Below are 24,825 nucleotides of genomic sequence, written 5' to 3' on the forward strand. Positions count from 1 at the left end.
GAGAGGCAGCGGTCGCCGCCTGTTACAGCAGATCCTGGGGGTCCCGCTCCAGGTGCCAGCGGCAGCGCTTGCCCGAGGCCAGCTGCTCTATGGCCGGCAGGGCCAGGTCCAGGGCCTGCTGCAGCCGTTTCCTGTCGTTGGCCAGCAGCAGGGTGTGGAAGCGGAATTTGCCCGCCTTGCGCTCCATCGGCGCGGGCATCGGCCCCACCCGCTGCAGCGCCAGCTCGCCGAAGCATTGGTTGGCTTCATTCAGAAACTGCTGTGCCTGTTGGGGATGGCTGGATTCCGCCCGCAGGATCGCCATCTGTCCCGCCGGAGGCAGCAGGGCGTCCATCCGCTCCCGGAGGGCCGCCTCGGCGAAGGGCCCGTAGCCCTGGGTGGTGAGCTGGTGCAGCAGGGGGTGATCCGGCTGATGGGTCTGCAGCAACACTTCGCCGGGCTTGCTGGCCCGCCCGGCCCGGCCCGCCACCTGGATGTAGAGCTGGGCCAGGCGCTCGGCGGCGCGGAAGTCGGCGGAGAACAGCGCCCCGTCCACATCCAGCAGCCCCACCAGGGTGACGTCGGGGAAGTGGTGGCCCTTGGCCAGCATCTGGGTGCCGATCAGGATCCTGGCTTCGCCGCGGCGGATCTTCTCCAGCAGGGTATCCAGGGCGCCCTTACGGGCGGTGGTGTCCCGGTCGATGCGCACCACCGGGTAGTCGGGGAAGCGTTGGCTCAGCGCCTGCTCCAGCTGCTCGGTGCCGACTCCCTGGGTGAACAGCTGGGTGGAGCCGCACTCGCTGCACTGGCGCGGCAGCCGTTTCTGGCTGCCGCAGTGGTGGCACTGCACCATGCCGCTGCCCTGGTGCACCGTATAGAAGGCGTCGCAGCGGCTGCAGCCGTGCAGGTGGCCGCACTCGTGGCACAGCAGCGCCGGGGCGAAGCCGCGCCGGTTGAGAAACAGCATCACCTGGTTGCCCGCCTCCAGGTGGCGGGTCATCTCGCGCAGCAGCTCGTGGGAGCAGCCGGCGTCCAGGTTCTGCAGCCGCAGGTCGATGATCTTCTGCTGAACCATGCGGGCCACCCCGGCGCGTTCGGTCAGCTGCAGCCGACGGTATTTGCCGGTGGTCACGTTGTGCAGGCTCTCCAGGGAGGGGGTGGCGGAGCCCAGGATGATGGGCACCCGCTCCAGGCTGGCGCGCATCACCGCCAGGTCGCGGCCATGGTAGCGGAACCCCTCCTGCTGTTTGAAGCTGGCATCGTGCTCCTCGTCGATGATGATCATCCCCAGCCGGGGCAGCTCGGTGAACAGCGCGGAGCGGGTGCCGATGACGATCCCCAGGGCGCCGGCCCGGGCCTGCTGCCACACCTGCAGCCGCTCGTTGTCGTTCAGGGCGGAGTGCAACACCCCCATGGGCACCTTGAAGCGGCGACGGAAGCGGGCGATGGTCTGGGGTGTCAGGCCGATCTCCGGTACCAGCACCAGCACCTGGCGGCCGGCTTTGAGCATCGGCTCCATCAGGTGGAAATAGACCTCGGTCTTGCCGGAGCCGGTGACCCCCTCCAGCAGCCAGGGACGGAACGCCCCGCCGTCTGCGTTGACGCTGGCCACCGCCACCGCCTGCTCCTTGTTGAGGGTCTGGGGCGCCTCACCCAGTTCGAACTCGTCACTCCAGTTCGGGTCAAACTCGGGCGGCCGATCGGTGGACTCAATCAGCCCCTTGTCCGCCAGGGCTTTGAGCGCCTGGCGGCTGAACTCCAGCTTGCTGACCTGGCCATCTTCCAATTGACCCTGAGTCTGCAGGTAGGCCAGCAGCCGCTGCTGCTGGAAGGCGCGTTTGAGGGTGTCGAGCTGGAGCGTCCTGCCGGCGTGGGTGGGTTGCCACAGGGTCAGCGGCAGGGGGGCGGCGCTGTCGCCCTGTCTCAGTTTCACCGGCAGCATCTGGCTGAGCACCATACCCAGCGGGCTGAAGTAGTAGCGGGCCGCCAGCTGCGCCAGCTGCCAAAGCCGCTCACCGATGACCCGTTCCTGATCCAGGGTGCGCAGCATGGGTTTGAGCTTGCTGTCATCCAGATCGCTGTGTTCGCTCAGGCTGACCACCACGCCGATCTGGGTCTGGCGGCCGAAGGGCACCTCCACCCGGCAGCCGATCTCCGGCAGGGATTGGCCTTCGGCGGGCAGGTAGCTGAACAGTTGGCGCAGGGGCAGGGGCAGGGCGACCTGAATGTACACGTGAGCGGATCCCGGGTTACTGATTTGGATGATGGTTACCGGGATGGAGTCCCGCTGGCCACCGAATCTCTGTGGTCAGGTGGATACCCTATCAGAGCCGGGGTAATCTTACTATGCGGAGCGTTTCCACGCTTGCGGGGGTTGATGGCATCGTGTACTATTACGCGCCTTTAATTTATCACTAACGACGTATGGTGTCCGGCTTTGGATCGGATAGCGATACGGCCTTAACTGAGGTTTTCCCAATGAAACAAGGTATTCACCCCGAGTACAAAGAGATCACCGCCAACTGCTCCTGCGGTAACGTGATCAAGACCCGCTCCACCGTAGGCAAGGACCTGCACCTGGACGTATGCTCCGAGTGCCACCCCTTCTACACCGGTAAGCAGAAGGTTCTGGACACCGGCGGTCGCGTAGACAAGTTCAAGAAGCGTTTCGGTGCTCTGTCCTCCAAGAAGTAAACCGAACCGCATCGAAAAAGGGCACCCCAGGGTGCCTTTTTTTGTGCCTTGGCCATGGAAAAAAGCAAAATTTTATTGGTCAGTCCAATTTCCCGCAGAGGCGGGATAATACCCACTTTCTGGCGGTAAGTGGCTTCTATCTAATTAAATTCACTGAACTATATTTCATATGACATTAGTCACTTTTCCTGAAATATCTTTTATGAATCTTATACTTTTGAGCCTTTGGCAATGAAACTGGTCAGAACTGCTTGTTATATCAAGTGTTAATAACAAGATTGGTTGCAATATCAGGCAATAGGAGTAAGGTTTCAGGCGACTGTACCCCTTCCCTAAATAAAGTAGTGACTGGAATTAAGAGAATGGAAGACCTTCGCGAACAAGCCCTCGAGTATCACGCCCAACCTGTACCTGGAAAGATCAGCATCTCGCTGACCAAGCCTGCGGAAACCCAGACGGATCTGGCCCTGGCCTACAGCCCTGGCGTGGCCGAGCCGGTTCGGGAGATCGCGTCCAACCCTGTCGATGCCTACAAATACACCAACAAGGGCAACCTGGTGGCGGTGATCTCCAACGGCACCGCCATCCTCGGCCTGGGTAACCTGGGCCCTCTGGCATCCAAGCCGGTGATGGAGGGTAAGGCACTGCTGTTCAAGCGCTTCGCCAACATCGATTCCATCGACATCGAGGTGAAGCACCGCACCCAGGAGGAGTTCATCGATACCGTGGCCAACATCGCGGATACCTTCGGTGGTATCAACCTGGAGGATATCAAGGCGCCCGAGTGCTTCGAGATTGAGAAGCAGTTGATCGAGCGCTGCCAGGTACCGGTGTTCCACGATGACCAGCATGGCACCGCCATCGTCACCGCCGCCGGCCTGCTGAACGCCCTGGAGATTCAGGGGAAGAGCCTGGAGGAGTCCACCATCGTCTGCCTGGGCGCCGGCGCCGCCGCCATCGCCTGCATGGAGCTGCTGATCACCTGTGGCGCCGTGCGTGAGAAGATCTACATGCTGGACCGCAAGGGCGTGCTGCACACCCGCCGCGATGACCTGAACGAGTACAAGAAGCTGTTCGCCAACAACACCGACAAGCGCACCCTCACCGACGTCATCCAGGACGCCGATGTGTTTGTGGGCGTGTCCGGTCCCGACCTGATCAGCGAAGAGCAGGTGAAGCTGATGGCCGACAAGCCGGTTCTGTTCGCCTGCTCCAACCCGGATCCCGAGATCAAGCCGGAGCTGGCCCGGGCGGCCCGTCCCGACGTGATCATGGGCACCGGCCGCAGTGACTACCCCAATCAGGTGAACAACGTCCTCTGTTTCCCCTTCATCTTCCGTGGTGCCCTGGACGTGCGTGCCCGTGCCATCAACGATGAGATGAAGGTGGCCGCGGTGGAGGCGATTCGCCAGCTGGCCAAGGAGCCCGTTCCCCAGACTGTGCTGGATGCCTATGGTGCCTCCGAGATGAAGTTCGGCGCCGAGTACGTGTTGCCCAAGCCGATGGATCCTCGCCTGCTGCCCCGGGTGGCCAAGGCGGTGGCCAAGGCGGCCATCGACTCGGGTGTGGCGGAGCTGGAAGAGCTTCCCGCCCACTACATGATCGACTGATCGCCGCAGTGTGAATGATTGAGGGCAGCCCTGGGGTTGCCCTTTGTCTACGCGGGCGTCGGAGACGAAAAAGGGATACCTGATGGTATCCCTTTTCTTTTTTGCGAATCGGAGGTGCTTTACTCCATCTCTTCCCAGTCGATCCCCAGGGCCTGCATCTGGCGCTTGGCGGAGTCGGGGATGGTGTCGGGGTGGTCCTTCCTCAGGTCTTTGTCCTCGGGCAGAGGTTGGCCGGTAAAGGCGTGCAGGAAGGCCTCACAGAGCAGTTCACTGTTGGTGGCGTGGCGCAGGTTGTTGACCTGGCGACGGGTGCGTTCATCGGTGAGCAGCTTAAGTACGCCCAGCGGAATGGAGACGGTGATCTTCTTCACCTGCTCGCTCTTCTTACCGTGTTCCGCGTAGGGGCTGATGTACTCGCCGTTCCACTCAGTGCTCATTGCTTGTGCCTTTCACTTGGGTTAACGGGTGCAAATTGTAACTTGTCTGATTTCTGAGTCAAATTGTAGATATCTTAACCTATAAACGTTTAGACGTCTAAAAGTCTTGACGCCCAAATTCGGATGGTCTAATTTGGACGTCCAGACATCTCGAGTGCACAGAATAACCAGGAGCCACGGAATGAGTACCCACAAGCCCGCCACCATTGCTGCCCGTGAAGGGATTGATACCGACCTGACTCATGGCGCCGTGGTGCCACCCATCTATCTCTCCAGTAACTACACCTTTGCCGACTTCAACCAACCCCGCCGTTACGACTACACCCGCTCCGGTAACCCCACCCGGGATACCCTGGGCAGTGCCCTGGCGCAGCTGGAGGAGGGGGCCGGTGCGGTGATCACCGCCACCGGCATGGCTGCGGTGACCCTGGCGGTCAGCCTGCTCAAACCCGGTGAACGCCTGGTGGTGCCCCACGACTGTTACGGCGGCAGCTACCGCCTGTTTACCAACCTGGCAGCCAAGGGGGCCTTCGAGCTGTCCGTGGTGGATCAGGGGGATCAACAGGCCCTGGCGGCCGCCCTGGCGCTCAATCCCAAGATGGTGTGGCTGGAGACCCCCAGCAACCCCCTGCTGCGGGTGGTGGACATCGAGGCCGTGACCAGGGCCGCCAAGGCCGCCGGGGCGCTGGTGGTGGCGGACAACACCTTCCTCTCTCCGGTGCTGCAGAAGCCGCTGACTCTGGGGGCCGACATCGTCATCCACTCCACCACCAAGTACATCAATGGCCACTCCGACGTGGTGGGCGGCGCGGTGGTCGCCCGGGAGCCGGAACTGGCGGAGACCCTGGCCTGGTGGGGCAACTGCCTGGGGATCACCGGCGCGCCCTTCGACGCCTTCATGACCCTGCGGGGCCTGCGTACCCTGCCACTGCGTATCCGTCAGCACCAGGAGAACGCCGAGGCGGTGGTGGCCCTGCTGGAAAGTCACCCCGCGGTGGCCAGGGTGCACTACCCCGGCCTGGTGTCCCACCCCGGCCATGAGCTGGCCAAGCGTCAGCAGAGCGGTTTCGGGGCCATGCTCAGCTTCGAGTTCAACGGGGGCGAAGAGCAGGTACGGACCTTCCTGGCCCGCCTGGAGCTGTTCTCCCTGGCGGAAAGCCTGGGGGGGGTTGAAAGCCTGGTGGCGCACCCCGCCACCATGACTCACGCCGCCATGGATCCCGATGCCCGCCGCGCCGCCGGCATCCAGGACAGCCTGATTCGCCTCTCCGTGGGCATCGAGGACAGTGAGGACCTGGTGGCGGATCTGCGTCAGGCCCTGGAGGGCGTGCAGTGACCGGGAAACAGCTGCACAAATTCGGCGGCTCCAGCTTGGCGGACGCCGAGTGTTACCACAGGGTTGCCCACATCGTGCAGACCCACGGCCATGCCGGGGACCTGGTGGTGGTCTCCGCCGCCGGCAAGACCACCAATGCCCTGCTGGATCTGCTGCGGCTGGCGCGCCATGGCCAGCCCTTCGAGGAGGCCCTGGCCGAGCTTAAGCGGTTTCAGCAGACCCTGGTGAGCGAGACTCTGGGCGCGTCGGGACAGCCGCTGTCTGACCAGCTGGCCGCCGACATCGCCCACATCGGCCAGTGCCTGGGCGCCGAGCCCAGGGACTGCGCCGCCATCCAAGCGTTTGGCGAGTTGTGGTCTGCCCGGCTGCTGGCGGCCCTGCTCAGCAGGCTGGGGGCGCCGGCCACCGCCCTGGATGCCCGCGATTTTCTGCTGCTGGACGATTCGGTCCAGCCACGACCGGACTGGGCCCGCTCTGCCGAGGCGCTGCACCGCTGCCTGGCTCAGCGACCCAACCAGAGAGTGGTGGTTACCGGCTACTTCGGTGCCAACGCCCAGGGCCGCACCCGGTTGCTGGGACGAAACGGTTCCGACTACAGCGCCACCCTGATCGCCGCTCTGGCCGAGGCGGCCGAGGTGACCATCTGGACCGACGTGGCTGGCATCTACAACGCAGACCCCAACCTGCTGGCGGACGCCCGCCTGCAGGCCAGCCTCAGCCTGGATGAGGCGGACCAGCTGGCCCGCCTGGGATCGCCGGTGCTGCACAGCCGCACCCTGCAACCCTTGCGCCAGGTCGCTATGGCACTGAATGTACGCTCCAGCTATACCCCGGACAGCCCCTACACCCGCATCCTGCCCAGGGGCAGTGAGCAGACCGAGCCGGTGGTGACCAGCTTGGGGCGGGTGACCCTGTACCGCTTCCAGGGCAAGGTCCCGGCTTTCCACCAGTTGTGTGACTGGCTGGGGCAACAGGGGTTGCCGCCCCTGGCCGACTATGACCAGCCCCTGATGCTGGCGCTGACCTGCGAGCAGTCCCGCGCCCTGGGGGGCGACCTTGCTCGGCAGGCGGCGTCCCTGGGTCTGACTCTGCTCAGCAGCGGTGACGACTACGGCCTGGTGGGGCTGGTGAGTCAGCACCCCGGGCGACTGGCGGGGGCCTTTGCCAGACTGCTGAGCCGCAGCGCCTACCCCTGCTGTCGCCATGATCAGGCCCTGGTGACCCTGGTGCCGTCCCGGGAGGTGACCGCCCTGGTGGAGTCGATCCACCGTCGCTGTGCCGGCCCCCGCCGGCGCATCGGCCTGGTGCTGGCGGGCAAGGGCAACATCGGCTCGGCCTGGCTGGATCTGTTTTCCCGGCAGCAGCAGCAGCTCAACGAGGAGTTTGAGGCTGAGATGCGGCTGGTGGGAATCATCGGATCGGAGCACTACCTGATCGATGAGGCGGGGATCGACCCGGCCCGCTGGCAAGGACGCTACCAGCAGGAGGCCCGGGAGTGCCACGGGCTGGAGTGGCTGGACCGGGCGGCGGTGATGGATCTGGATGAGGTGGTGCTGCTGGACATCACCGCCTCCGCCTCGCTGGCGCTGCACTATCCTGAGATTGTGGCCGCCGGCCTGCACCTGGTCAGCGCCAACAAGCAGGCGGGCAGTGGCCCCGGCACCTTCTACCGCGAGTTGCAGCGCCAGTTGTCCAACTGCCACCGCTACTGGCGTTACAACGCCTCGGTGGGGGCGGGGCTGCCGGTGTTCTACAGCATCGATGACCTGAAGCGCAGCGGCGATGCCATCACCTCGGTCTCCGGAGTGTTCTCCGGCACCCTGAGCTGGCTGTTTGACCACTACGACCGTCGAGGCCCCTTCTCCGAGTTGGTGCTGCAGGCCAAGTCCGAGGGGCTGACCGAGCCGGATCCCCGGGACGATCTCTCCGGTCGCGACATGCAGCGCAAGCTGCTGATCCTGGCCAGGGAGCTGGGCCTGACCTTGGAGCTGGAGCAGATCGAGCTGGAATCCCTGGTGCCGGCGGCCCTGGCGGATCTGCCGCTGGAGCAGTTCCTGGCGCGCATCGAAGAGCTGGACCCGCTGATGCAGGCTGCCGCCGATGAGGCCAAGGCCAGGGGCCTGGCGCTGCGTTACGCCGCCAGCCTGACCATCGATGAAGCGGGTGTCCGCGCCCGGGTCGGCCTGGAGCAGGTGGCGCACAGCCACCCCTTCGCCAACCTGCCGGCGGGGGACAACCAGTTTCTGTTCCTCAGCAAGCATTACCCCAACGGCCTGGTGATCCAGGGTCCCGGGGCCGGACGGGAGGTGACCGCCGCCGCGGTCCAGTCCGATTTTGTCGCCATCTGCCGACGTCTGTTGCACTGAGCCGGACGCACGTTTTACGGGAGTAGTATTTATGGGATTTCATCACGCACAACAGTTAGAAGCCCTGAACGAGCGTTTGAGCCACCTGAAAGATATCCAGGTCTCCTTCGAGTTCTTCCCCCCCGCCACCGAGGAGATGGAGCAGACCCTGTGGGGCTCCATCGAGCGGCTGAGGCCGCTGAGGCCCCGCTTCGTCTCCGTCACCTACGGTGCCAACTCCGGGGTGCGGGACAGGACCCACAAGGTCATTGAGAAGATCCACCGGCAGACCGACCTGGTGGCCGCCCCCCACCTGACTGTGGTGGACGCCTCCGAGGAGGAGCTGCGTGGCCTGGCCAATCAGTATTGGCAGCAGGGGGTGCGCCACATCGTTGCCCTGCGCGGTGATCTGCCCGAGGGCCAGGGGCGTCCCGACCGCTTCGCCGTGGACCTGGTGAAACTGCTGAAGGAGGAGCACGACTTCGAGATCTCGGTGGCCGCCTACCCCGAGGTGCATCCGGAGGCCTCCAGTGCCCAGGCGGATTTGATCAACCTCAAGCGCAAGGTGGATGCCGGGGCCAACCGGGCGATCACCCAGTTCTTCTACGATATCGAGGCCTACCTGCGCTTCCGTGACCGCTGCGCCGCCGCCGGAATCGATGTGGAGATCGTCCCCGGCATCCTGCCGGTGACCAACTATCGTCAGTTGCTCAAGTTCGCCGGCTTCACCAATGTCCATGTGCCCAATTGGCTGCACCACATGTTCGACGGCCTGGACGACGATCCGGCCACCCGCAAGCTGGTGGGGGCCAATGTCGCCATCGAGATGGCCAAGGTGCTGGCCAAGGAGGGGGTGCGGGAGTTCCACTTCTACACCCTCAACCGGGCGGAGCTGAGCTACGCCATCTGCCATGCCCTCGGGGTGCGCCCCTGATCCCGTCTGCGGCTGCCCCCGGGCAGCCGTTTTCCCCCTCTCTTAAACGGTGACGATTCTATGACGCTCAGGGCGGAATGGAACCGGCAGCGACCTGTTCAAGAATTGTTCCCCGCCGCAATTTAGCAACGCTAATATTCGACAGTTCTTATGTGAAACATGTTGTGATTTCGCTCGAAAATTTAGCAGTTTGCAACTGAATGCACGGGTGTAACTTTGACGGCGGTCAAGTTCTTCCGGGAGGGCAACTGTCAAAATGCCGACACCCTACAGAAGAACCAGCATCTCATGCGCAACAATCAACCGGTAACCGACAGGGAGCAGCCCGTCAGGCTCGACTCCATCCTGCTCTCCACCACCAACCTGGATGGTGACGTCAAGTACGCCAACCAGGAGTTCAGCGACATCTGTGGCTTCAGCTTCGATGAACTGCACGGTGAGGAGCACAACATCGTCCGCCACCCCGACATGCCCCCGGTGGCCTTCGAGTCGATGTGGGATACCATCAAGGGGGGCAACCCCTGGATCGGTGTGGTGAAGAACCGTTGTAAAAACGGCGATTATTACTGGGTGAACGCCTACATCGCCCCGGTCTATGAAGAGGGCAGGCTGCATGAGTACCAGTCGGTGCGGCGCAAGCCCACCGCCGAGCAGGTGGAGCGCGCCGACCGCATCTACACCGCCATCAATGCCGGCAAGACGCCCAAAGAGCTGAAGCCCAGCCTGCTGGGTTTCGGCGGCCGGCTGATGCTGTGGACCCTGGCGGCCACCACCCTGACCGCCGTGGGCGCCATCTACTCCCCCGTTGCCGCCGCGGTGGTGGGGGCCGCGGTGGCGGCGATGGGCATCCACAGCCTGATGGCGCCGATGCGCAAACTGGTGAGCACCGCTACCAGCATCATCGATGATCCCGTGGCTCGGGGGGTGTACAGCGGCCGCCAGGATGAGATCGGCAAAGTGGACCTGGCGATGCACTTCCTGGTGACCGAAACCGGTGGCGTGGTCGGGCGCATGGCCGACTCCGCCGGATCCATCAGTGAGCAGAGCACCGAGCTGACCTATACCATCAATGAAACCCGCGATCGGGCGGACCAGCAGAGCCAGCAGACCAGCCAGGCGGCTACCGCCATGGAGGAGATGACCGCCAGCTTCGCCGAGGTGAACAACAACACCCAGATCGCCGCCGAAGAGATGGGCCGCAGCCATACTGCCGCCGAGCAGGGACATCAGCGCCTGGAGACGGTGATCGAGGCGATCAACAAGCTCAGCGAAGAGGTGGGTCACTTCTCCGAGGTGGTGGCCTCCATCGAGCAGGACAGCCGTGAGATCAGCGGCGTACTGGATGTGATTCGCGGCATCGCCGAGCAGACCAACCTGCTGGCGCTCAACGCCGCCATCGAAGCGGCCCGGGCTGGCGAGTCCGGCCGCGGCTTTGCGGTGGTGGCCGACGAGGTGCGTCAGCTCTCCAGCCGCACCAGCGAATCCACCACTCAGATCGAGCAGATTGTCTCCAAGTTTCAGGAGAGCACCCGCCGCGCCACCGAGGCGATGCAGGCGGGTCAGTCCCAGGCCAGCCGCTCGGTGGAACTGGCCGAGGAGGCGGACGCCGCCTTCGAGCAGTTGCGGGCTTCCATCAACCGCATCACCGAGATGTCGGAGCAGAACGCCACCGCCATGGGCCAGCAGACCACGGTAGCCGGCGAGATCAGCCAGGCGATCCAGGTGATCAGCGAACTGGCCCAGGAGAGCCTGGAGCAGACTGAGTTGGCCAAGGCGCGCAGCGAGCAGATGAACCGGCTGGCGGACAAGACCCACGGCCTGTCTCAGCAGTTCTGGAAACAGAGCGTCCAGCGCGAATACTGAGCTCGGAATTTCCGAGTGGTGATACCGCCGCGGGCCGGGTTAGTGCCCGCGTTTTTGTTCACAAAACTGCCATAAATGGCGGTGTTTTCCTCCCCTGTCTACGGATTTTGTTGACCATCTCATTTAACGTCCCCATAACGTGATTTGAGTCATATCCTGGTTCGAAGGGGTTTGCCAGAATGGCGTCTCTAATAAAAAAGCCCTGATCATCATGCGCAATAATCAACCGGTTACCCAGAAAGAGAAGAGGCTCAGCCGCGACTGCATCTTGCTGTCCACCACCGATCTGGATGGCAACATCAAGTACGCCAACGAAACCTTCATCGAGGTGGGGGAGTACTCCTTCGAAGAGTTGCACCGTCAGCCCCACAACATTGTGCGTCACCCCGACATGCCTCCCGCGGCGTTTCAGTCGCTGTGGGCGCGTGTGAAATCCGGGCAGCCCTGGATGGGGGTGGTGAAAAACCGCGCCAAGAGTGGCGATCACTACTGGGTCAATGCCTACGTGGCGCCGGTCTATGAGGACGGCAAGCTCCATGAATTCCAGTCGGTGCGGCGCAAGCCTACCGAGGGCCAGGTGGCCGCGGCCGAGCGTATCTACGCCGCGATCAATCAGGGCAAGACACCGAAAGAGCTGCGCAAGGCACATCTGGGCTTCGGTGGCCGGCTGATGCTGTGGGCGGCCGGGGTGAGCGCAGCCACCGCCGCCGCTGCCGCCTACTCTCCGGTGGCTGCCGCCGTGGCCGGTGGCCTGCTGGGGGTGGCCGGCGTCTACGGCCTGCTGACCCCCTTCCGGGCGCTGGTGGAGACCGCCACCAGCATCACCGACGATCCCATTGCCCGTGGCGTCTACACCGGCCGTCAGGATGAGATCGGTAAGCTGGACCTGGCGATGCACTACCTGGTGACCGAAACCGGTGGCGTGGTCGGACGCATGGCCGACTCCGCCGGTGCCATCAGTGAGCAGAGCCAGGATCTGACCGCCACCATCAACGACACCCGCGAGCGGGCAGACAGCCAGAGTCAGCAGACCAGCCAGGCGGCCACCGCCATGGAGGAGATGACCGCCAGCTTCGCCGAGGTGAACAACAACACCCAGGCCGCCGCCGAGGAGATGGGCCGCAGCCATACTGCCGCCGAGCAGGGGCACCAGCGCCTGGAGACGGTGATCGAGGCGATCAACAAGCTCAGCGAAGAGGTGGGTCACTTCTCCGAGGTGGTGGCCTCCATCGAGCAGGACAGCCGTGAGATCAGCGGCGTACTGGATGTGATTCGCGGCATCGCCGAGCAGACCAACCTGCTGGCGCTCAACGCCGCCATCGAAGCGGCCCGGGCCGGCGAATCCGGCCGCGGCTTTGCGGTGGTGGCCGACGAGGTGCGTCAGCTCTCCAGCCGCACCAGCGAGTCCACCGCCCAGATCGAGCAGATTGTCTCCAAGTTCCAGGAGAGCACCCGCCGCGCCACCGAGGCGATGCAGGCGGGCCAGTCCCAGGCCGGCCGTTCGGTGGAGCTGGCCGAGGAGGCGGACGCCGCCTTCGAGCAGCTGCGGGCTTCCATCAACCGCATCACCGAGATGTCGGAGCAGAACGCCACCGCCATGGGCCAGCAGACCACTGTGGCCGGCGAGATCAGCCAGGCGATCCAGGTGATCAGCGAGCTGGCGGAGCAGAGCCTGGAGCAGACCGAGATGGCCAAGGACCGCTGCGAGCAGATGAGCCGCCTCTCCACCAAGACCCACGGCCTGTCTCAGCAGTTCTGGAAGCAGAGTGTGCAGCGGGAATACTGAGCCGCAGTGAACAGAGAAAAGCCCCGGTCATCCGGGGCTTTTTTGTGGCTAGAAGCGGTAGAGGGCGGTGGCCTGCAGGTAACTGGAGCCGCCGCGCCGGGGCCGGCTGAAGTCGGTGTCCTCATCCCGCACCTGGAGGTGGCCCAGCTCCAGCCCCAGGTCCAGGTAGGGCTCGGGAGAGGCGAACAGGGTGATCCCCAGGTGGGTGCGGTCCACCCTCTCCACCTCGGTGACGATCTTACCGATGAACAGGGTGGAGCGCAGGCTGTCGACCCAGCGGTGGCGATAGGCCAGCATCGCCGCGACGCTGGTTTCCAGCTGGCCATTGGCGATGTCCTTGGCGGCAGAGGTGCCCACGTAGCGCCCCAGCTGGCCGTAGTGCAGCTGCAGCTGCAGCCTGTCCTGTCCCAGGGCCAGGTTGGCGGAGGCCGAGGCGCCGACGCCCACTTCGGCCAGGCCGTCCGGGTCCAGGTAGCGGGCCAGCCCGCTCAGCGACAGCTGGCCCCAGTCGCCGCGCCAGTCCCGGCGCAGGATCAGATCCGGCAGCCAGTCGCTGTCGTCATCGATACTCACCGGGTTGCCCTCATTATTCGTTCGGGTGCCGTAGCTCTTGGGGTTCTCCAGGGCCAGTTGCCAGTGATCCCCCTGGTAACGAAGCTGGGCCTGGCGCACCATCGCCTCCCCGACCAAGGGGCCGCCCAGGTTGGTGGTTTCCGGGAAGCTGGCGCTATTGACCAGGGTGGACCAGGTCTGGCCCGCCAGGACATCGCGATAGGCCAGGTAGGCGTGGCGCAGCCGGGGGCTGTAGGAGTTGGAGACCACGGCATTGCCCTGGGCGGAGTTGGCAAAGTCCATCTCGATGACGGCGCTGAGCCTGGCTTCCTTCAGGGCCAGCCGCAGTCGGCTCTCCTGGCCACTGAACTGGGTCTTGGCGGTGTCCTGTTCCGCCGGGGTGTCGGCACCGGTCCAGATGCCGGCGTAGGGGATGTCGCCATGGACCGACTTGAGGTCAGCCTTGATAAAGCCGCTCAGCTCGACATCGGTGGCACAGCAAAGAGGGGAGGCCAGCGTCAATGCGGCCAGAATCAGTTTCTTCATGGTTCCCTGTGAATCGAGGCCGCCGCGACCATGGCGACGGCTCAGAATAAGAAGGCTCCCGGCGTGCATCGATGATGTGAGTGGCAGGGAACAAGGGGACAGGCCCTGCAAAAACGCGGATGCCAGAGTGTAAAGTCGCGGGACACACATGCACACTGCCGGGGGAGCAAAAACACCAAGAGCAAGACGGTCCGTTGCGTTCGACCGGCCCGACTCCAACTAGCCGGGGGTTACTCTAAAGTCGTGGGCGTCGGTGCTGGGTGAGGACAGTCACACTTCCTCGGGGCGAGAAAGGTTTTTCTTGAGCCGCCTAGGGAAACTTTTTTCACTTTTAGAGCAGTCAGTTAAGCTCGAGGTGGTCACAGTCGGTCCGCGGCGGGTGTGTCCTGGCTCCCGTATTGGGCATTTTACTGGCTGCTTGTCATCAGAGTGTGCGCCTGGCAATGGAGAGCCCGGAAGAGGTCAAGTATCATGCGTATTTGGTCTATCTATTTGGTTTAAAACAGGTTTGTGACCATCATTCACCGGTTTGACCGTTCAACAACATTCCCTACCTCGTAGTGGTACCCGGCTCGATGCCGGGGTAGCAGGTAAATCATGATGAAGCTGGAACTGAAACTCTTGCCGGCGCTGCTGTGCGCCGCTCTCCCCATGCTGGCCCAGGCCTCTGACACCCAGCCCTATGCTCCCTCCTACCTCACCGTGACCGGTGATAACTCCCCGCAACTGAAGGACTGGAGCGATCCCAAACGCTGCAAGGGGTGCCATCCCCGGCAGTGGCAGGGATGGCAGGGATCCATGCACTCCATCGCCTTCATTGACCCGGTGTTCCAGGCCGAATGGGCCCTGGGTGACCGGGAAACCGACGGTGCCACCAAGAACCTGTGCGGCGGCTGCCATACCCCGGTGGGCACTGTAACCCAGACAGTGGAGTTTCATCCCGAGACCGGCAAATATGGCGCCTTCACTACCCAGAAGATGGCCACCACCGGCGTCTCCTGCGATGTGTGCCACAGTGTTGAACAGACCAACCTGCGCCACACCTCCATGGGCGAACATGGCAACGCCTCCCTGGCCCTGGCCAATGACGGCGTGAAACGTGGTCCGCTGAAAGACGCCAAGCCCCGGGGCCACAAGGCCAAGTTCAACCAGCTGCATACCAGATCGGAGTTTTGCGCCAACTGCCACAACGTGTTCAATCCGGACCACGATTTTGCCCTGGAGCACACCTACCAGGAGTGGAAGGCGTCGCCCTACGCCGCCAACGGCGTTCAGTGTCAGGATTGCCACATGGTGCCGGTGGAGGCCGCCATCCGCGTGGCCGATGAGATGAAGCCGGTGGCCGAACTGGTGGACCACGGCCTGGGAGGCCAGGCGGCCCGTGGCGGCAAGGCGCGCGCCCTGGTGCATGACCATGGCTTTGTCGGCGGCAACGCGGTGCTGGCACCGCTGCTGGGAGTGAAAAACGGCGAGGAGCATGCCGCCGAGGCCAAGAAGCGCCTGAGGAGTGCCGCTTCGCTGGAGGCCAGGGTGGCGCAGCACGGCGACAGGGCCACCCTGCAGCTGACGGTGCACAACCGCCGCGCGGGTCACGCCCTGCCCACCAGCCTCACCTTCATCCGCCAGATCTGGCTGGAGGTGGTGGTGCACGACGACGCTGGCCACGAGCTGCTGCGCTCCGGCACCCTGACCGATGACAACCTGCTGCCGGAGGGGACCGTGGTGTTCCAGGATGTCTCGGTGGATGAGAAGGGCAACCCGGCGCACAAACCCTGGAGGGTGGCCCGTTTCGCCCAGGAGAACACCATTCCCGCCAAGGGTCACAAGACGGTGGAGTACGGCTTCGATCTGCCCAAGGGCGGCTACAGCGTCGAGGCCAAGCTGCACTACCGCTCCTTCGACCAGAGTGTGGCCGACTACCTGCTGAGCGACAAGGTGGTGGTGCCCTCGGTGGAGATGACCAGCTTGAGCCAGCACTTTCTCGCCGAGTAGGCGTTAACCGCCCCATCAATAACCAAACCGGCCCACTGGCCGGGTTGGTTGTCTCTGCTCGGTTTGGGGCTTACAGCAGTGGCAGCCCCCGCGCCTGGGAGAACTGGTGCCACGCCTCAGAATAGAACTTGTCAGTGAGCACCTGCTTACTTCCTGGTTCAGTCTCTATGGTCAGTTCACGGGCGAACAGCAGATGGTGGGGAGTCCCCAGCGCCGCCTCATCGGCGTCGGTCACCGCATCGGCCAGCCGCTTCAGGTAGTAGCTGCCGCCGCCGGAGTAGATCTTGTCGCCGACAATGGGGTGGCCCAGGTGGGCCAGGTGGGCGCGGATCTGGTGCTTGCGGCCGGTGACCAGTTGGCACTCCACCAGGGCGCAGTCGTCGCCCCGGGCCAGCACCCGGAATTGGGTGCGGCTCTGTTTGCCCTTGTCATCGTCTCCGCACACGTGCATCTGGCAGCGGATGGGGCTGTCGGCGCGGGTGCCCAGGCGGCACTCAAACTCCCGCTCATCCCAGCTGGGCAGGCCCCACAGCACCGCGTGATACACCTTGCGCACCATCAGCTGCTTCAGCCTGGGCTGCCAGCGGCTGGCGGCGGCCTTGTCCTTGCCCAGCAGCACGATGCCGCCGGTCTCCAGATCCAGCCGGTGCAGCAGGTGGGCCTCGGGCCAGTCGCTGTCGCGGCGAACCAGCGCCGCCAGGGTGTTGATGATGTTGCGGGTGGTACGGCTGACCGGCAGGCCGTGGGGCTTGTGCACCGCGATGATCTCCTCCCCCTGCCACAGCAGTTTCCAGCCGGTGTCCACCTGGCCCTCGAAGTAATCACCGATGCGATAGCTGAGCACCTGGCCCGGCTCCAGCTGCGGGTCGCCCTCGGCACGAACACCATCGATGGCCACCTCACCCTGGTCGACGAACGCCTGCCAGGTCTGCTCATTCAGATAGGGGAAGCGGGCGCGCAGGAACTGATACAGGTGCTGGCCGGCGTCACTGGGGCTGACGGTGTCGTTAAATTGGGTGGTCAAGGGGGCCTCCTGGATTTCGGGCAGTGTAGCGCAAAGGGCGGTGACCCAAAACAGCGGCCGGCGGCCAAGACGGCTTTGGCTGTGTCGGCTCGGGTGCCCGGAGCCCGGGGAGTGCCGCAGCAGTCACCCTGGGTGGCCTTGAGAGCGCGGCCCCCCAGGGGGGAGGTGGGGATCTGCTCAGGAGATCTTGAATTGACCTATCTGGCTGTCTAACTGCTGAGAGAGCAGCCCAACTTGGTTGCAGGCCACAGCCGAGGCCTCGGCATTGGTGGCGGTCGATTTGGCCTCGTCACTGATGTTGACGATGTTGCGGTTGATGTCTTCCGCCACCGAGCTCTGCTGCTCCACGGCGGTGGCGATCTGGGTCGCCATGCTGGAGATGGTGGCCACCGACCGGGTGATCTGGGCCAGGGCCTCGCCCGCCTGGGCCGCTTGCTTGGTGCTGCACAGAGCCTGATCGCGACTCATCTGCATGGCGGAGGCGGCGTCTTTGGCGCCATTTTGCAGCTGACTGATCATCTGCTGGATCTGGTCTGTGGATTCCTGGGTGCGTTTGGCCAGGGTACGGACCTCATCGGCGACCACGGCAAAGCCACGCCCCTGCTCTCCGGCCCGGGCCGCTTCGATGGCCGCGTTCAGGGCCAGCAAGTTGGTTTGGTCGGCGATGCCGCGAATCACATCCAAGATGGTGCCGATCTCCTCGACATTGCCCTCGAGCTTCCGCAGTGTCTCGGCCGCGTGTTCAACGCCGTTGGCCAGGTGGTTGATCGATTCCGTGGTCTGGTTGACTATGCTGTCGCCCTCGATGGCATGATCGTTGGAGTCCTGTGCCGCCTGAGCCGCCAGTTCGGCGTTATTCGCCACCTCCACCACGGTCGCCTGCATCTCGCTCATGGCGGCCGCCACCTGATCCGTTTCTGCCTGCAGCTGCTGCATTCCGGTGAGGGTCTGGTGGCTGGCATCCGTCAACTGAATGCGCGCCGATGCCAGTTCCAGGGTGCTCTGGTTGAACCCCTCGAACAGCGTGCGGATATTCCCGACAAACTGGTTGAAGCTGCGGCTGACCCTGGCGATCTCATCGTTTCCGGTGGCATCCAGGGTGACGGTCAGGTCTTTGGCGCCGGAGGCGATGTTCTGCATCGATTCCTGCAGCGTCGCCAGGGGAGTCAGTGTCCGTCGGTAGAGCAGGGCCATGACCCCAACAATGAATAGGCCGATGAGCAGGCTGCCCCACAGCAGTGTTTGTTCGGCACGGTGGGTCGCGGTCAGTGTGGCGGCCATTGCCGCCTCAACTTGCTCGTCCAGTGAGTGGGACAGCTGGTCGAGGTAGTCTGCCAGGGTCGCCGATGCGTTGTCGAAGCCCCCCGCCCCCTTCATCAGCCGATTTCCGGCTTCGGTCCCCTGGTTCACGTAGGCATCGGCCATCGTCATGCCGGTGTGGTGCAGGGCAGTAACCTGCTGCTGAAGGGCCTTGGCATCCGGCCCCAGCTCGGGGGCGATCTTCGCCAGCCGGTCCAGGCTTGCGATGGCGTCCTGTAAGCTCGCCTCGGCTTCGGTCTTGGCCTCGTTACTGCGAGTGGCACCGACGTCGGTGAGAAACTGCTGGATCTGAACCACGGAAAAACGGCTGTCCTTGAGGGCGAACACCGCATGGACCAGGCGCTCCTCATTGGAGATGCTTTTCCTGGCCTGAGCGAGTTGGTTCTGAGCGCTCCAAAACAGCACGATCAGCGCCACCAGGGTCAGGGCTATCGTCAGCTGGAGCATGTCTTTAATTGAGATGCGAATGTTCATAAATGTCCATATCTAATTGGCGGGCTGAACAAGTTACCGACTACAGCGAAAGGGCAGATTTTAATCAAGCTATTTGCCTGTGACTGTTCATTAATGTGAACAGAGTCATCATCTATGGAGTGCAGTCCAATATGTTTGGTTAGGACTCATCTGGCGAAAACAATAGAATCAGAGTAGCTATCGGCGTTGAACATGGTTAGTGATGGCTGTGTTTTCTGGTAGCTGGTCAATTACTCTTCCTGCTGCCTTCCTGTCTAATGCCCGTCAATGTGTGACGAACAAAAAAGGGCTCTATGCAACCATAGAGCCCAAACGGACAATAATGAGTGTGTCACTGTGTCAGGAGTCGGTGAGCACTCTGAAAAACAAATTACATCTCTTCAAACCAGGTCCGGTGACACTCAGAACACACGGGTTTCTTGGCCTGATGTTCTGCATGGCAAGCGAGACAACTGGCACCCTGGTTGTAGTGCACGCTCTTATGCGGATTGGCTTCGGGCATCTTTAACTGGGTCACATCAATTTCAATGTCGTTGATGCTGCCGTGGCACTCCTGGCAAGCGCTGTCATCAACAAACTTTTTGGCAGAGCCGGTGTGACAGGATTTACAGCCATCTTCGTAAAGGGCTTCATGGTTGGTCCGTCCCTTCATTCCCTTACTCATTTTGGTCAGGTCGCCTGCGGTGGCGGTTCCAGCCATCACCAAGGCAGCGGTGAGGATCAAAGCAATTTTCTTCATTGGGTTTTTCCTCTTATGCGTTATCGGCTTGAACGGCTTTGGGAATGATGAAGCCCATGGCCAAGCCCTCAAGGCAGGCACAAGAGCTTAGGCGGGCGTAACCATGAACACCGCCGGTAACCTCGCCAGCGGCGTAGAGCTTCTTCATGGGGGCCAGGGATTGGGAGTTAATGACACGCCCGTCCAGGTCGGTCTTGAGACCGCCCATGCAGTAGTGCACTTTGGGCCAAACACGGGATACCACGAAGGGGGGCTTCAACTCGACCGCAGTGTCCATCTTGCGGTTGAAGTCGGGGTCTTCCCTCTTGGCTACGTACTGGTTCCACTGCGTTACCGTGGCCTTAAGATCCTTGAGAGGCACGTTGAACTTTTTGGCCATCTCCTCGAGAGAGTCCACCTCCCAGGCCATTTCATCGCGCACTGCACGAGTCACGCGGCCATCTCCGAGGTGATCATTCTTGTTAAAGAATACCAGGGGGTAGGCTGGGGAGTTGTCCGAATGGCGGCAAGCCATGATGGCCTTGGAGCAGGTCAGGCGGTCGGCTCGTTCGTCCATGATACGCTTACCGGTGGTCGGGTTGACTGCGATCCCCTTATGCCAGCCGATGGAGAGTAGGGCATTGGACCAGCCAAAACCGCCTTCGTCCGGTGAGCCCCAGTGGCCAGTTTGGATCATGTTCATATGCACCGGCAGTGCGCCGTGAGCCATGGCGGCCAGAGTCGCCTCGCCGGTGGCGCCGAGGTGGTTGGTGCAATCCAAGGTGGGATCCAGAGAAGGATCAACAATGGCTCGCAGCTTCATATTACGGGTAAAGCCGCCGGAAGCCAGGACCACCCCTTTGCGAGCGCGGATATTGACCAGGTGACCGGTAGATTCGTCAGGGAAGCGATACCCTTTGCGCACTACCACGCCCAGGATCTCGTCGCCATCCATGATGAAATCCTCCACCTTGTGCTGCAGGCGGTAATCTACGCCTTCTCGCTTTCCGGCTTCGCACAGTTTGGTGACGATGCCACCGCCAGTGCCTGCTTCTACGCGAACGGCTCGGGCCTTGTTGTGACCGCCAACCTGGATGTTGAAATCTTTCTTGAATTGCACTCCAGCATCGATACACATGTTGTAGGCGGGGAGAGCGTGCTCGGCCAGCCGAGTCAGCATGGCTTCGTTGCCCATGCCCCGGGCCGCGATCATTTGATCTTTAACCAGTTCCGCCGGACTGTCGTCGTGGATTCCCTGGGCTAACTGCACTGGGTTCTTGGGGACGGCAAACCAGCCACCGTTGATGGCAGAGTTGCCACCGATGACCTGCATCTTTTCCAGCACGGTGACGTTGATGCCAGCGCGTGTGGCGTTAAGCGCCACGGACTGGCCAGCAAAGCCAGAGCCAATAACCAGCAAGTCCACCTGTTCATCCCATTTGATGGGCTTGGTTTCGCTGGCCTGGACAGGCAACCCAACGGCCAGTCCACCCGCCGCCAGGCTGGCGGTCATTTTTAGAAAGGAACGTCTATCAGACATGATGTGTCTCCCTTGAGGGTAATTAGAACTTGAAGATGGCACCGACGGCAAAGTTGTCGTCGCTGTTGGCGAAGCGGTTGCCGGAGAAGTTGGCGTAGTCAGCGGTATCTTCGGTGTACTCGGCGGCTTCAACGTAGAAGGTCAACTGCTCGCCGTAGTGATATTTCAGGCTGGCAATGACCAGCCCCAGATCGTCAAGATCGGTCTCAAAGGTTTTGTGCTGGTAGCTCACGCCGAAATCAACCTCGTTCATGGAGTACACCACAGCACCAGCGTAGGTGTTCTCTGCACCGTTGAAGCTGTTATCGGTGATCTCTACGGTGGCGGCGAGGGTGAGGTTTTCGATGGTGTAGTCTGCACCGGCAGCAAAGCGGTTGTACGCTTTTTCAGTCCCTTCCGGGCCGGCATTTTCATCGAAGCGAAGGTAGTTCAGTACCGCGTTGAAGCCGCCTTTCGAGTAGAGCAGTCGGCCCATAAGGGCGTCGTCACTGGCTTCGTTAACCTCGTTGTAGGTCACAATGGCGGCTTTCATCTGCCAGGTGCCGCTCTCCGTGGCCCACTTTGGGGAGACATAGCAAAATGTGTTATCGGTATACATGCCTTGTTCATACAGCATGCGGTTTTTTCCGGAAGGATCATTATTGTTGTTAGCGTGGATGTCGGTCCGAGCGTACACATTGGCATAGCTGCCGGATGCCCCTTTCCCAACGTAGAATCCACCGTACTTCGTGCTGAAGTACAGACTGGCATTGCGTACCTCGATGTCATCGAAGTTATCGCTGTATTGTGCCGATAGGGTGTAGTAAGTGGTGATATCCTTGACCGCGTACTTGCCTTTACCGCCCAGGTTTACGCTTTTGGCCTCAGCGTTAAAGGTGCTGCCTGCACCCGATTGCCAAATCCCTTGGCCCTGAATGTCGCCGAACAGGTTAAATGTAGGTGCTTCGCCGGCCATCGCAGCTGGTGATAAAGCGATTGACAGACATGCTGCCAATGTTGAACATCGAAACATTAAACGCTCCTAACTCTCTAGCGCATTAAGAAATTCATATTTACAATCCAGAAGTCATAGGGGTTGTTCTGGCTGATGAAATATTTGATATCTAAAAACAAGGTCGCGAGCTTCTGATGGAAAATATAAAGTTTCCCGCCCGACTTTACCTTGGTGTCAGCTTTTTCTGTCGCCAGGTAAAATTTAGTTCTTTTGGTTTTTTATAACCTTGATGAACGGAGAGAAAATTTTTATTTTCGCGTGGTTGATTTCATGTGAATGGCGGCAAAAAGGTGAGAGACATTTCCGGTCGTGAGACAAATGTGTGACGGTGATTCTCCTTTTGGTCTGTTATGTGTTGCATGCATTGTGATCGATATCTAGAAAACATTTGCATAATTGATTGGGGTTATTGCTCGATATAAACAATAATTTAAAGTTTTCGCCCTGTATCACACATTTAAAGATAATCGTTACTGAACGTGCATCATTCAAAGTAGAGTAAATGTACTTTGAGTGATGTATGGAAACATAAATTATGCAATGCCCGCACAACGCGAATCAGCTGGCGCGCAGCAACTCGATACTGGATGCGACCGAAAGACTCATGGAGTTGCAGGGGGTGGTCTCTTTTAAGTTGTCTGATGTGATAAAAGAATCTGGCTGTGCCAACGCCAGTTTCTATAAGCTGTTCGAAAGTAAGGAAGACTTGATTGTTTGCAGCTTTCTCCGCAATGCGACCTCCAATCATTTTCAGGATTTTCTCGATGAGAATCCAGAGCTCTCCTGCTTAGACAAGGTCCTTTTACCGATCATCTTTACTTTTGAGACTCTCTATTTCTCACCCACATTTCACGTGGTGAGACAGGTGGCTGTGAATCGAATGGTGTGGTCACTGGCCAGTTCAGAGAAAGGAAAGTTGCTCGAAGACAGGATCAACCTCTATTGGTACTGGATTCACACCTTCCTCAGTGAGGCGGTCAAGGAAGGAGAACTGAATGCTGACAAGGCCGAGCTCTTGGAGTTGACCCAGGGGATCACCTTCTACCTAAGTGGTTCTTTGAATGCGTTCCAATGCGAACTCGTTGACAACGAGTACCTGAAAGAAACTCGCCTGACTCTGTTTCGCCATCTGCAGATTCTTTTTGATCGCTACAGTTGGGCTACACCGCTCAAGCTCAGTCAATTTGAACGCATGGGCATGAAAGTGCATCTATTTTTTAGGTCAATGGAGCAGGGAAACAGCTGCTGTCAGCGCTGTTTGGCACAACAAAGGGTTGGATAGACGGGCGAAGGTGCCTGCTCATGAATCGATAGCGGCTCTCCTGCAGGCGTGAACCGTTCGGGCGCAGTGGCGACTGCTAACCGAGAAATCAACCCACCGCCCTTGAGAGTTCTGGAATTCGACCGCCACCTTCCAGAGGGAGCCGTGTTGCAAACTGGTGTGCGTTGAGATTGTTAGAAGTCCAGCCAAAGAGGAAACACAAGGGTTATAGTTACTTTTATGTTTGCTTAGCCACGTTAGGGGGCACCCATGTTCAAACCGAGATGGTCGTGTTCGGCACTACTCCTCTATGCCATGACGGTCTCAATTAGTGCCAATGATAAAGGTGGTATGGGCGTAGATACCCTGCCCGGTCCCCGAGAGAGTGCCTCGGTGCAGTATCTCGCTTGCACCGAAGAGATAGGCAGGCTGCTGGAGCAGATCAACGCTATCAGGGCCGAAGGGGCCAACTGTGTCGGCAGCTATATGGAGCCGGTATCGTCTCTGCGCCCCAACCCGTTGCTGGAACACGCCGCCTTCGAACATGCCTACAGCATGGCGACCCACAACTTCCTCAGCCATACCGGTCGCGATGGTCGCGACGTGGGCCAGCGGGTGAGTTCCTACGGCTACCATTGGCGACTGGTGGGGGAGAACATCGCCGCAGGCCAGCCCAGCGTCGACAAGGCGGTGGAGGAGTGGCTAGAGAGTGCCGAACACTGCCGGAACCTGATGTCGGCGGAGTACCGGGAGACCGGCTTTGCCTGCGTGGCCAACCCCAGGGCGGAATACAGGTACTACTGGGTGCAGGTGTTTGCCACCTCGATGGAATAGAGAGCTATGCCTTGCGGATTCGCTTCTTTCCCGGCTTGGCCGGGGCGACCGCATTCGGCAGCATCAGCCCGCGGTGACGACGCAGGTACTCGGCCGCGACGACGCCCGGAATCAACCCGGCTGCGGCCCACCAGGCTACCAGGTTCAATTCAAGCCGATCGGCAAAGATGCAGTACACGCTACCCAGTAGCGCGCACAGCAGGGCTGGCGCGACGGCCACTTCCAACCACAGCAGCAGAGAGAGCAGGCGCTCGACGGGGGTCATCCATTGTCCTTTTGGTCGAGGGGATGGGTGAGATGAACCAATTCTAGTTGGTGGGCCTTGGCGGTGGATATACCTCTAAAGTCCAAAACTGAGGGTGGTGTGGGCGGGATCTCACTTTGAAGTGATTAGGTTTCAGCGAAATTTATAGGCTTTTTCTGTATGAGAACCTAGTGAATTGAGAGTCACGATACGGATTTTTATTCGAGCTACATCTATTTCCATATAGGGTCTAATCATTACTTAAGTTTTAAATTAAAGTTGCAAAGTGATAAATGTTGATGCCTGGATTATTTATATAGGCCAGGGCAACTTTTCTAGAGC

The 24,825-nt window shown here is 61.1% G+C and carries 19 protein-coding genes; 10 read left to right on the forward strand and 9 right to left on the reverse strand.

Annotated elements, in window-relative coordinates:
* Positions 1-22: 22 nt before the first annotated feature.
* A complete protein-coding gene (gene priA, locus FCL40_RS00975) occupies positions 23-2,212 on the reverse strand; it encodes a primosomal protein N' (protein ID WP_136850453.1) in 2,190 nt (729 codons plus the stop codon).
* A 245-nt stretch (positions 2,213-2,457) separates the two neighbouring features.
* Here priA and rpmE point away from each other — a divergent pair, with 245 nt between their 5' ends.
* On the forward strand, positions 2,458-2,673 hold the full coding sequence (gene rpmE, locus FCL40_RS00980; RefSeq protein WP_136850456.1) for a 50S ribosomal protein L31: 216 nt from the start codon (positions 2,458-2,460) through the stop codon (positions 2,671-2,673).
* 362 nt (positions 2,674-3,035) lie between these two features.
* Positions 3,036-4,283 carry a malic enzyme-like NAD(P)-binding protein gene (locus FCL40_RS00985; protein WP_136850458.1) on the forward strand — a complete coding sequence of 416 codons (1,248 nt, stop codon included), beginning with the start codon at positions 3,036-3,038 and terminating at the stop codon, positions 4,281-4,283.
* Between the two features lie 119 nt (positions 4,284-4,402).
* Here FCL40_RS00985 and metJ read toward each other — a convergent pair whose 3' ends face one another.
* A complete protein-coding gene (gene metJ / locus FCL40_RS00990; protein WP_136850461.1) occupies positions 4,403-4,720 on the reverse strand; it encodes a met regulon transcriptional regulator MetJ in 318 nt (105 codons plus the stop codon).
* Between the two features lie 181 nt (positions 4,721-4,901).
* On the opposite strand from metJ, the gene metB reads away from it, so the two are divergent.
* The 5 genes from metB (at position 4,902) to FCL40_RS01015 (ending at position 12,984) form a co-directional block, all read left to right on the forward strand.
* Complete coding sequence (gene metB / locus FCL40_RS00995) at positions 4,902-6,056, forward strand: cystathionine gamma-synthase (protein WP_136850463.1); 1,155 nt, start codon at positions 4,902-4,904, stop codon at positions 6,054-6,056.
* On the forward strand, positions 6,053-8,422 hold the full coding sequence (gene metL / locus FCL40_RS01000; protein WP_136850465.1) for a bifunctional aspartate kinase/homoserine dehydrogenase II: 2,370 nt from the start codon (positions 6,053-6,055) through the stop codon (positions 8,420-8,422). The genes metB and metL overlap by 4 nt, the downstream gene beginning before the upstream one ends.
* A 31-nt stretch (positions 8,423-8,453) precedes the next feature.
* Positions 8,454-9,335, forward strand: a complete 882-nt coding sequence (gene metF / locus FCL40_RS01005; RefSeq protein ID WP_136850467.1) for a methylenetetrahydrofolate reductase — start codon at positions 8,454-8,456, stop codon at positions 9,333-9,335.
* A 288-nt stretch (positions 9,336-9,623) separates the two neighbouring features.
* Positions 9,624-11,198, forward strand: coding sequence for a methyl-accepting chemotaxis protein (locus FCL40_RS01010; RefSeq protein ID WP_136850469.1), 1,575 nt, complete (start codon positions 9,624-9,626; stop codon positions 11,196-11,198).
* A gap of 211 nt (positions 11,199-11,409) precedes the next feature.
* Positions 11,410-12,984 (forward strand): methyl-accepting chemotaxis protein, encoded by a 1,575-nt coding sequence (locus tag FCL40_RS01015; protein WP_136850471.1) that lies wholly within the window; start codon positions 11,410-11,412, stop codon positions 12,982-12,984.
* A gap of 48 nt (positions 12,985-13,032) precedes the next feature.
* Here the strand turns inward: FCL40_RS01015 and FCL40_RS01020 are convergent, their stop codons facing one another.
* Positions 13,033-14,082, reverse strand: coding sequence for a hypothetical protein (locus FCL40_RS01020; RefSeq protein ID WP_136850473.1), 1,050 nt, complete (start codon positions 14,080-14,082; stop codon positions 13,033-13,035).
* 597 nt (positions 14,083-14,679) lie between these two features.
* Here FCL40_RS01020 and FCL40_RS01025 point away from each other — a divergent pair.
* The gene (locus FCL40_RS01025; RefSeq protein ID WP_229360245.1) at positions 14,680-16,074 is read left to right on the forward strand and encodes a multiheme c-type cytochrome; all 1,395 of its coding nucleotides are present in this window, start codon (positions 14,680-14,682) and stop codon (positions 16,072-16,074) included.
* Positions 16,075-16,144: 70 nt separating this feature from the next.
* Here FCL40_RS01025 and FCL40_RS01030 read toward each other — a convergent pair whose 3' ends face one another.
* The 5 genes from FCL40_RS01030 to FCL40_RS01050 all read right to left on the reverse strand — a co-directional run bounded on the left by FCL40_RS01030 (position 16,145) and on the right by FCL40_RS01050 (position 22,162).
* A complete protein-coding gene (locus FCL40_RS01030) occupies positions 16,145-17,098 on the reverse strand; it encodes an RluA family pseudouridine synthase (RefSeq protein WP_169306958.1) in 954 nt (317 codons plus the stop codon).
* Positions 17,099-17,275: 177 nt separating this feature from the next.
* Positions 17,276-18,892, reverse strand: a complete 1,617-nt coding sequence (locus FCL40_RS01035; protein ID WP_136850477.1) for a methyl-accepting chemotaxis protein — start codon at positions 18,890-18,892, stop codon at positions 17,276-17,278.
* 370 nt (positions 18,893-19,262) lie between these two features.
* Positions 19,263-19,631, reverse strand: coding sequence for a cytochrome c3 family protein (locus FCL40_RS01040; RefSeq protein ID WP_136850479.1), 369 nt, complete (start codon positions 19,629-19,631; stop codon positions 19,263-19,265).
* Between the two features lie 13 nt (positions 19,632-19,644).
* Positions 19,645-21,150 (reverse strand): flavocytochrome c, encoded by a 1,506-nt coding sequence (locus FCL40_RS01045; RefSeq protein ID WP_136850481.1) that lies wholly within the window; start codon positions 21,148-21,150, stop codon positions 19,645-19,647.
* Positions 21,151-21,172: 22 nt separating this feature from the next.
* Positions 21,173-22,162 (reverse strand): porin, encoded by a 990-nt coding sequence (locus FCL40_RS01050; RefSeq protein WP_136850483.1) that lies wholly within the window; start codon positions 22,160-22,162, stop codon positions 21,173-21,175.
* Between the two features lie 517 nt (positions 22,163-22,679).
* Between FCL40_RS01050 and FCL40_RS01055 the strand changes: the two genes are divergently transcribed.
* A complete protein-coding gene (locus FCL40_RS01055) occupies positions 22,680-23,426 on the forward strand; it encodes a TetR/AcrR family transcriptional regulator (protein WP_136850485.1) in 747 nt (248 codons plus the stop codon).
* Positions 23,427-23,756: 330 nt separating this feature from the next.
* Positions 23,757-24,239 carry a CAP domain-containing protein gene (locus FCL40_RS01060; RefSeq protein WP_169306959.1) on the forward strand — a complete coding sequence of 161 codons (483 nt, stop codon included), beginning with the start codon at positions 23,757-23,759 and terminating at the stop codon, positions 24,237-24,239.
* 4 nt (positions 24,240-24,243) lie between these two features.
* Here the strand turns inward: FCL40_RS01060 and FCL40_RS01065 are convergent, their stop codons facing one another.
* A complete protein-coding gene (locus FCL40_RS01065; RefSeq protein ID WP_136850489.1) occupies positions 24,244-24,504 on the reverse strand; it encodes a hypothetical protein in 261 nt (86 codons plus the stop codon).
* Between the last annotated feature and the right edge of the window lie 321 nt (positions 24,505-24,825).

Source organism: Ferrimonas sediminicola (assembly GCF_005116715.1).
GTDB lineage: Bacteria > Pseudomonadota > Gammaproteobacteria > Enterobacterales > Shewanellaceae > Ferrimonas > Ferrimonas sediminicola.

Coding starts and splice junctions, on each gene's coding strand:
- rpmE (WP_136850456.1), top strand. CDS start 2,458: ATGAAACAAGGTATTCACCCCGAGTACAAAGAGATCACCGCCAACTGC.
- FCL40_RS00985 (WP_136850458.1), top strand. CDS start 3,036: ATGGAAGACCTTCGCGAACAAGCCCTCGAGTATCACGCCCAACCTGTA.
- metJ (WP_136850461.1), bottom strand. CDS start 4,720: ATGAGCACTGAGTGGAACGGCGAGTACATCAGCCCCTACGCGGAACAC.
- metB (WP_136850463.1), top strand. CDS start 4,902: ATGAGTACCCACAAGCCCGCCACCATTGCTGCCCGTGAAGGGATTGAT.
- metF (WP_136850467.1), top strand. CDS start 8,454: ATGGGATTTCATCACGCACAACAGTTAGAAGCCCTGAACGAGCGTTTG.
- FCL40_RS01010 (WP_136850469.1), top strand. CDS start 9,624: ATGCGCAACAATCAACCGGTAACCGACAGGGAGCAGCCCGTCAGGCTC.
- FCL40_RS01015 (WP_136850471.1), top strand. CDS start 11,410: ATGCGCAATAATCAACCGGTTACCCAGAAAGAGAAGAGGCTCAGCCGC.
- FCL40_RS01020 (WP_136850473.1), bottom strand. CDS start 14,082: ATGAAGAAACTGATTCTGGCCGCATTGACGCTGGCCTCCCCTCTTTGC.
- FCL40_RS01025 (WP_229360245.1), top strand. CDS start 14,680: ATGATGAAGCTGGAACTGAAACTCTTGCCGGCGCTGCTGTGCGCCGCT.
- FCL40_RS01035 (WP_136850477.1), bottom strand. CDS start 18,892: ATGAACATTCGCATCTCAATTAAAGACATGCTCCAGCTGACGATAGCC.
- FCL40_RS01040 (WP_136850479.1), bottom strand. CDS start 19,631: ATGAAGAAAATTGCTTTGATCCTCACCGCTGCCTTGGTGATGGCTGGA.
- FCL40_RS01045 (WP_136850481.1), bottom strand. CDS start 21,150: ATGTCTGATAGACGTTCCTTTCTAAAAATGACCGCCAGCCTGGCGGCG.
- FCL40_RS01050 (WP_136850483.1), bottom strand. CDS start 22,162: ATGTTTCGATGTTCAACATTGGCAGCATGTCTGTCAATCGCTTTATCA.
- FCL40_RS01055 (WP_136850485.1), top strand. CDS start 22,680: ATGCAATGCCCGCACAACGCGAATCAGCTGGCGCGCAGCAACTCGATA.
- FCL40_RS01060 (WP_169306959.1), top strand. CDS start 23,757: ATGGGCGTAGATACCCTGCCCGGTCCCCGAGAGAGTGCCTCGGTGCAG.
- FCL40_RS01065 (WP_136850489.1), bottom strand. CDS start 24,504: ATGACCCCCGTCGAGCGCCTGCTCTCTCTGCTGCTGTGGTTGGAAGTG.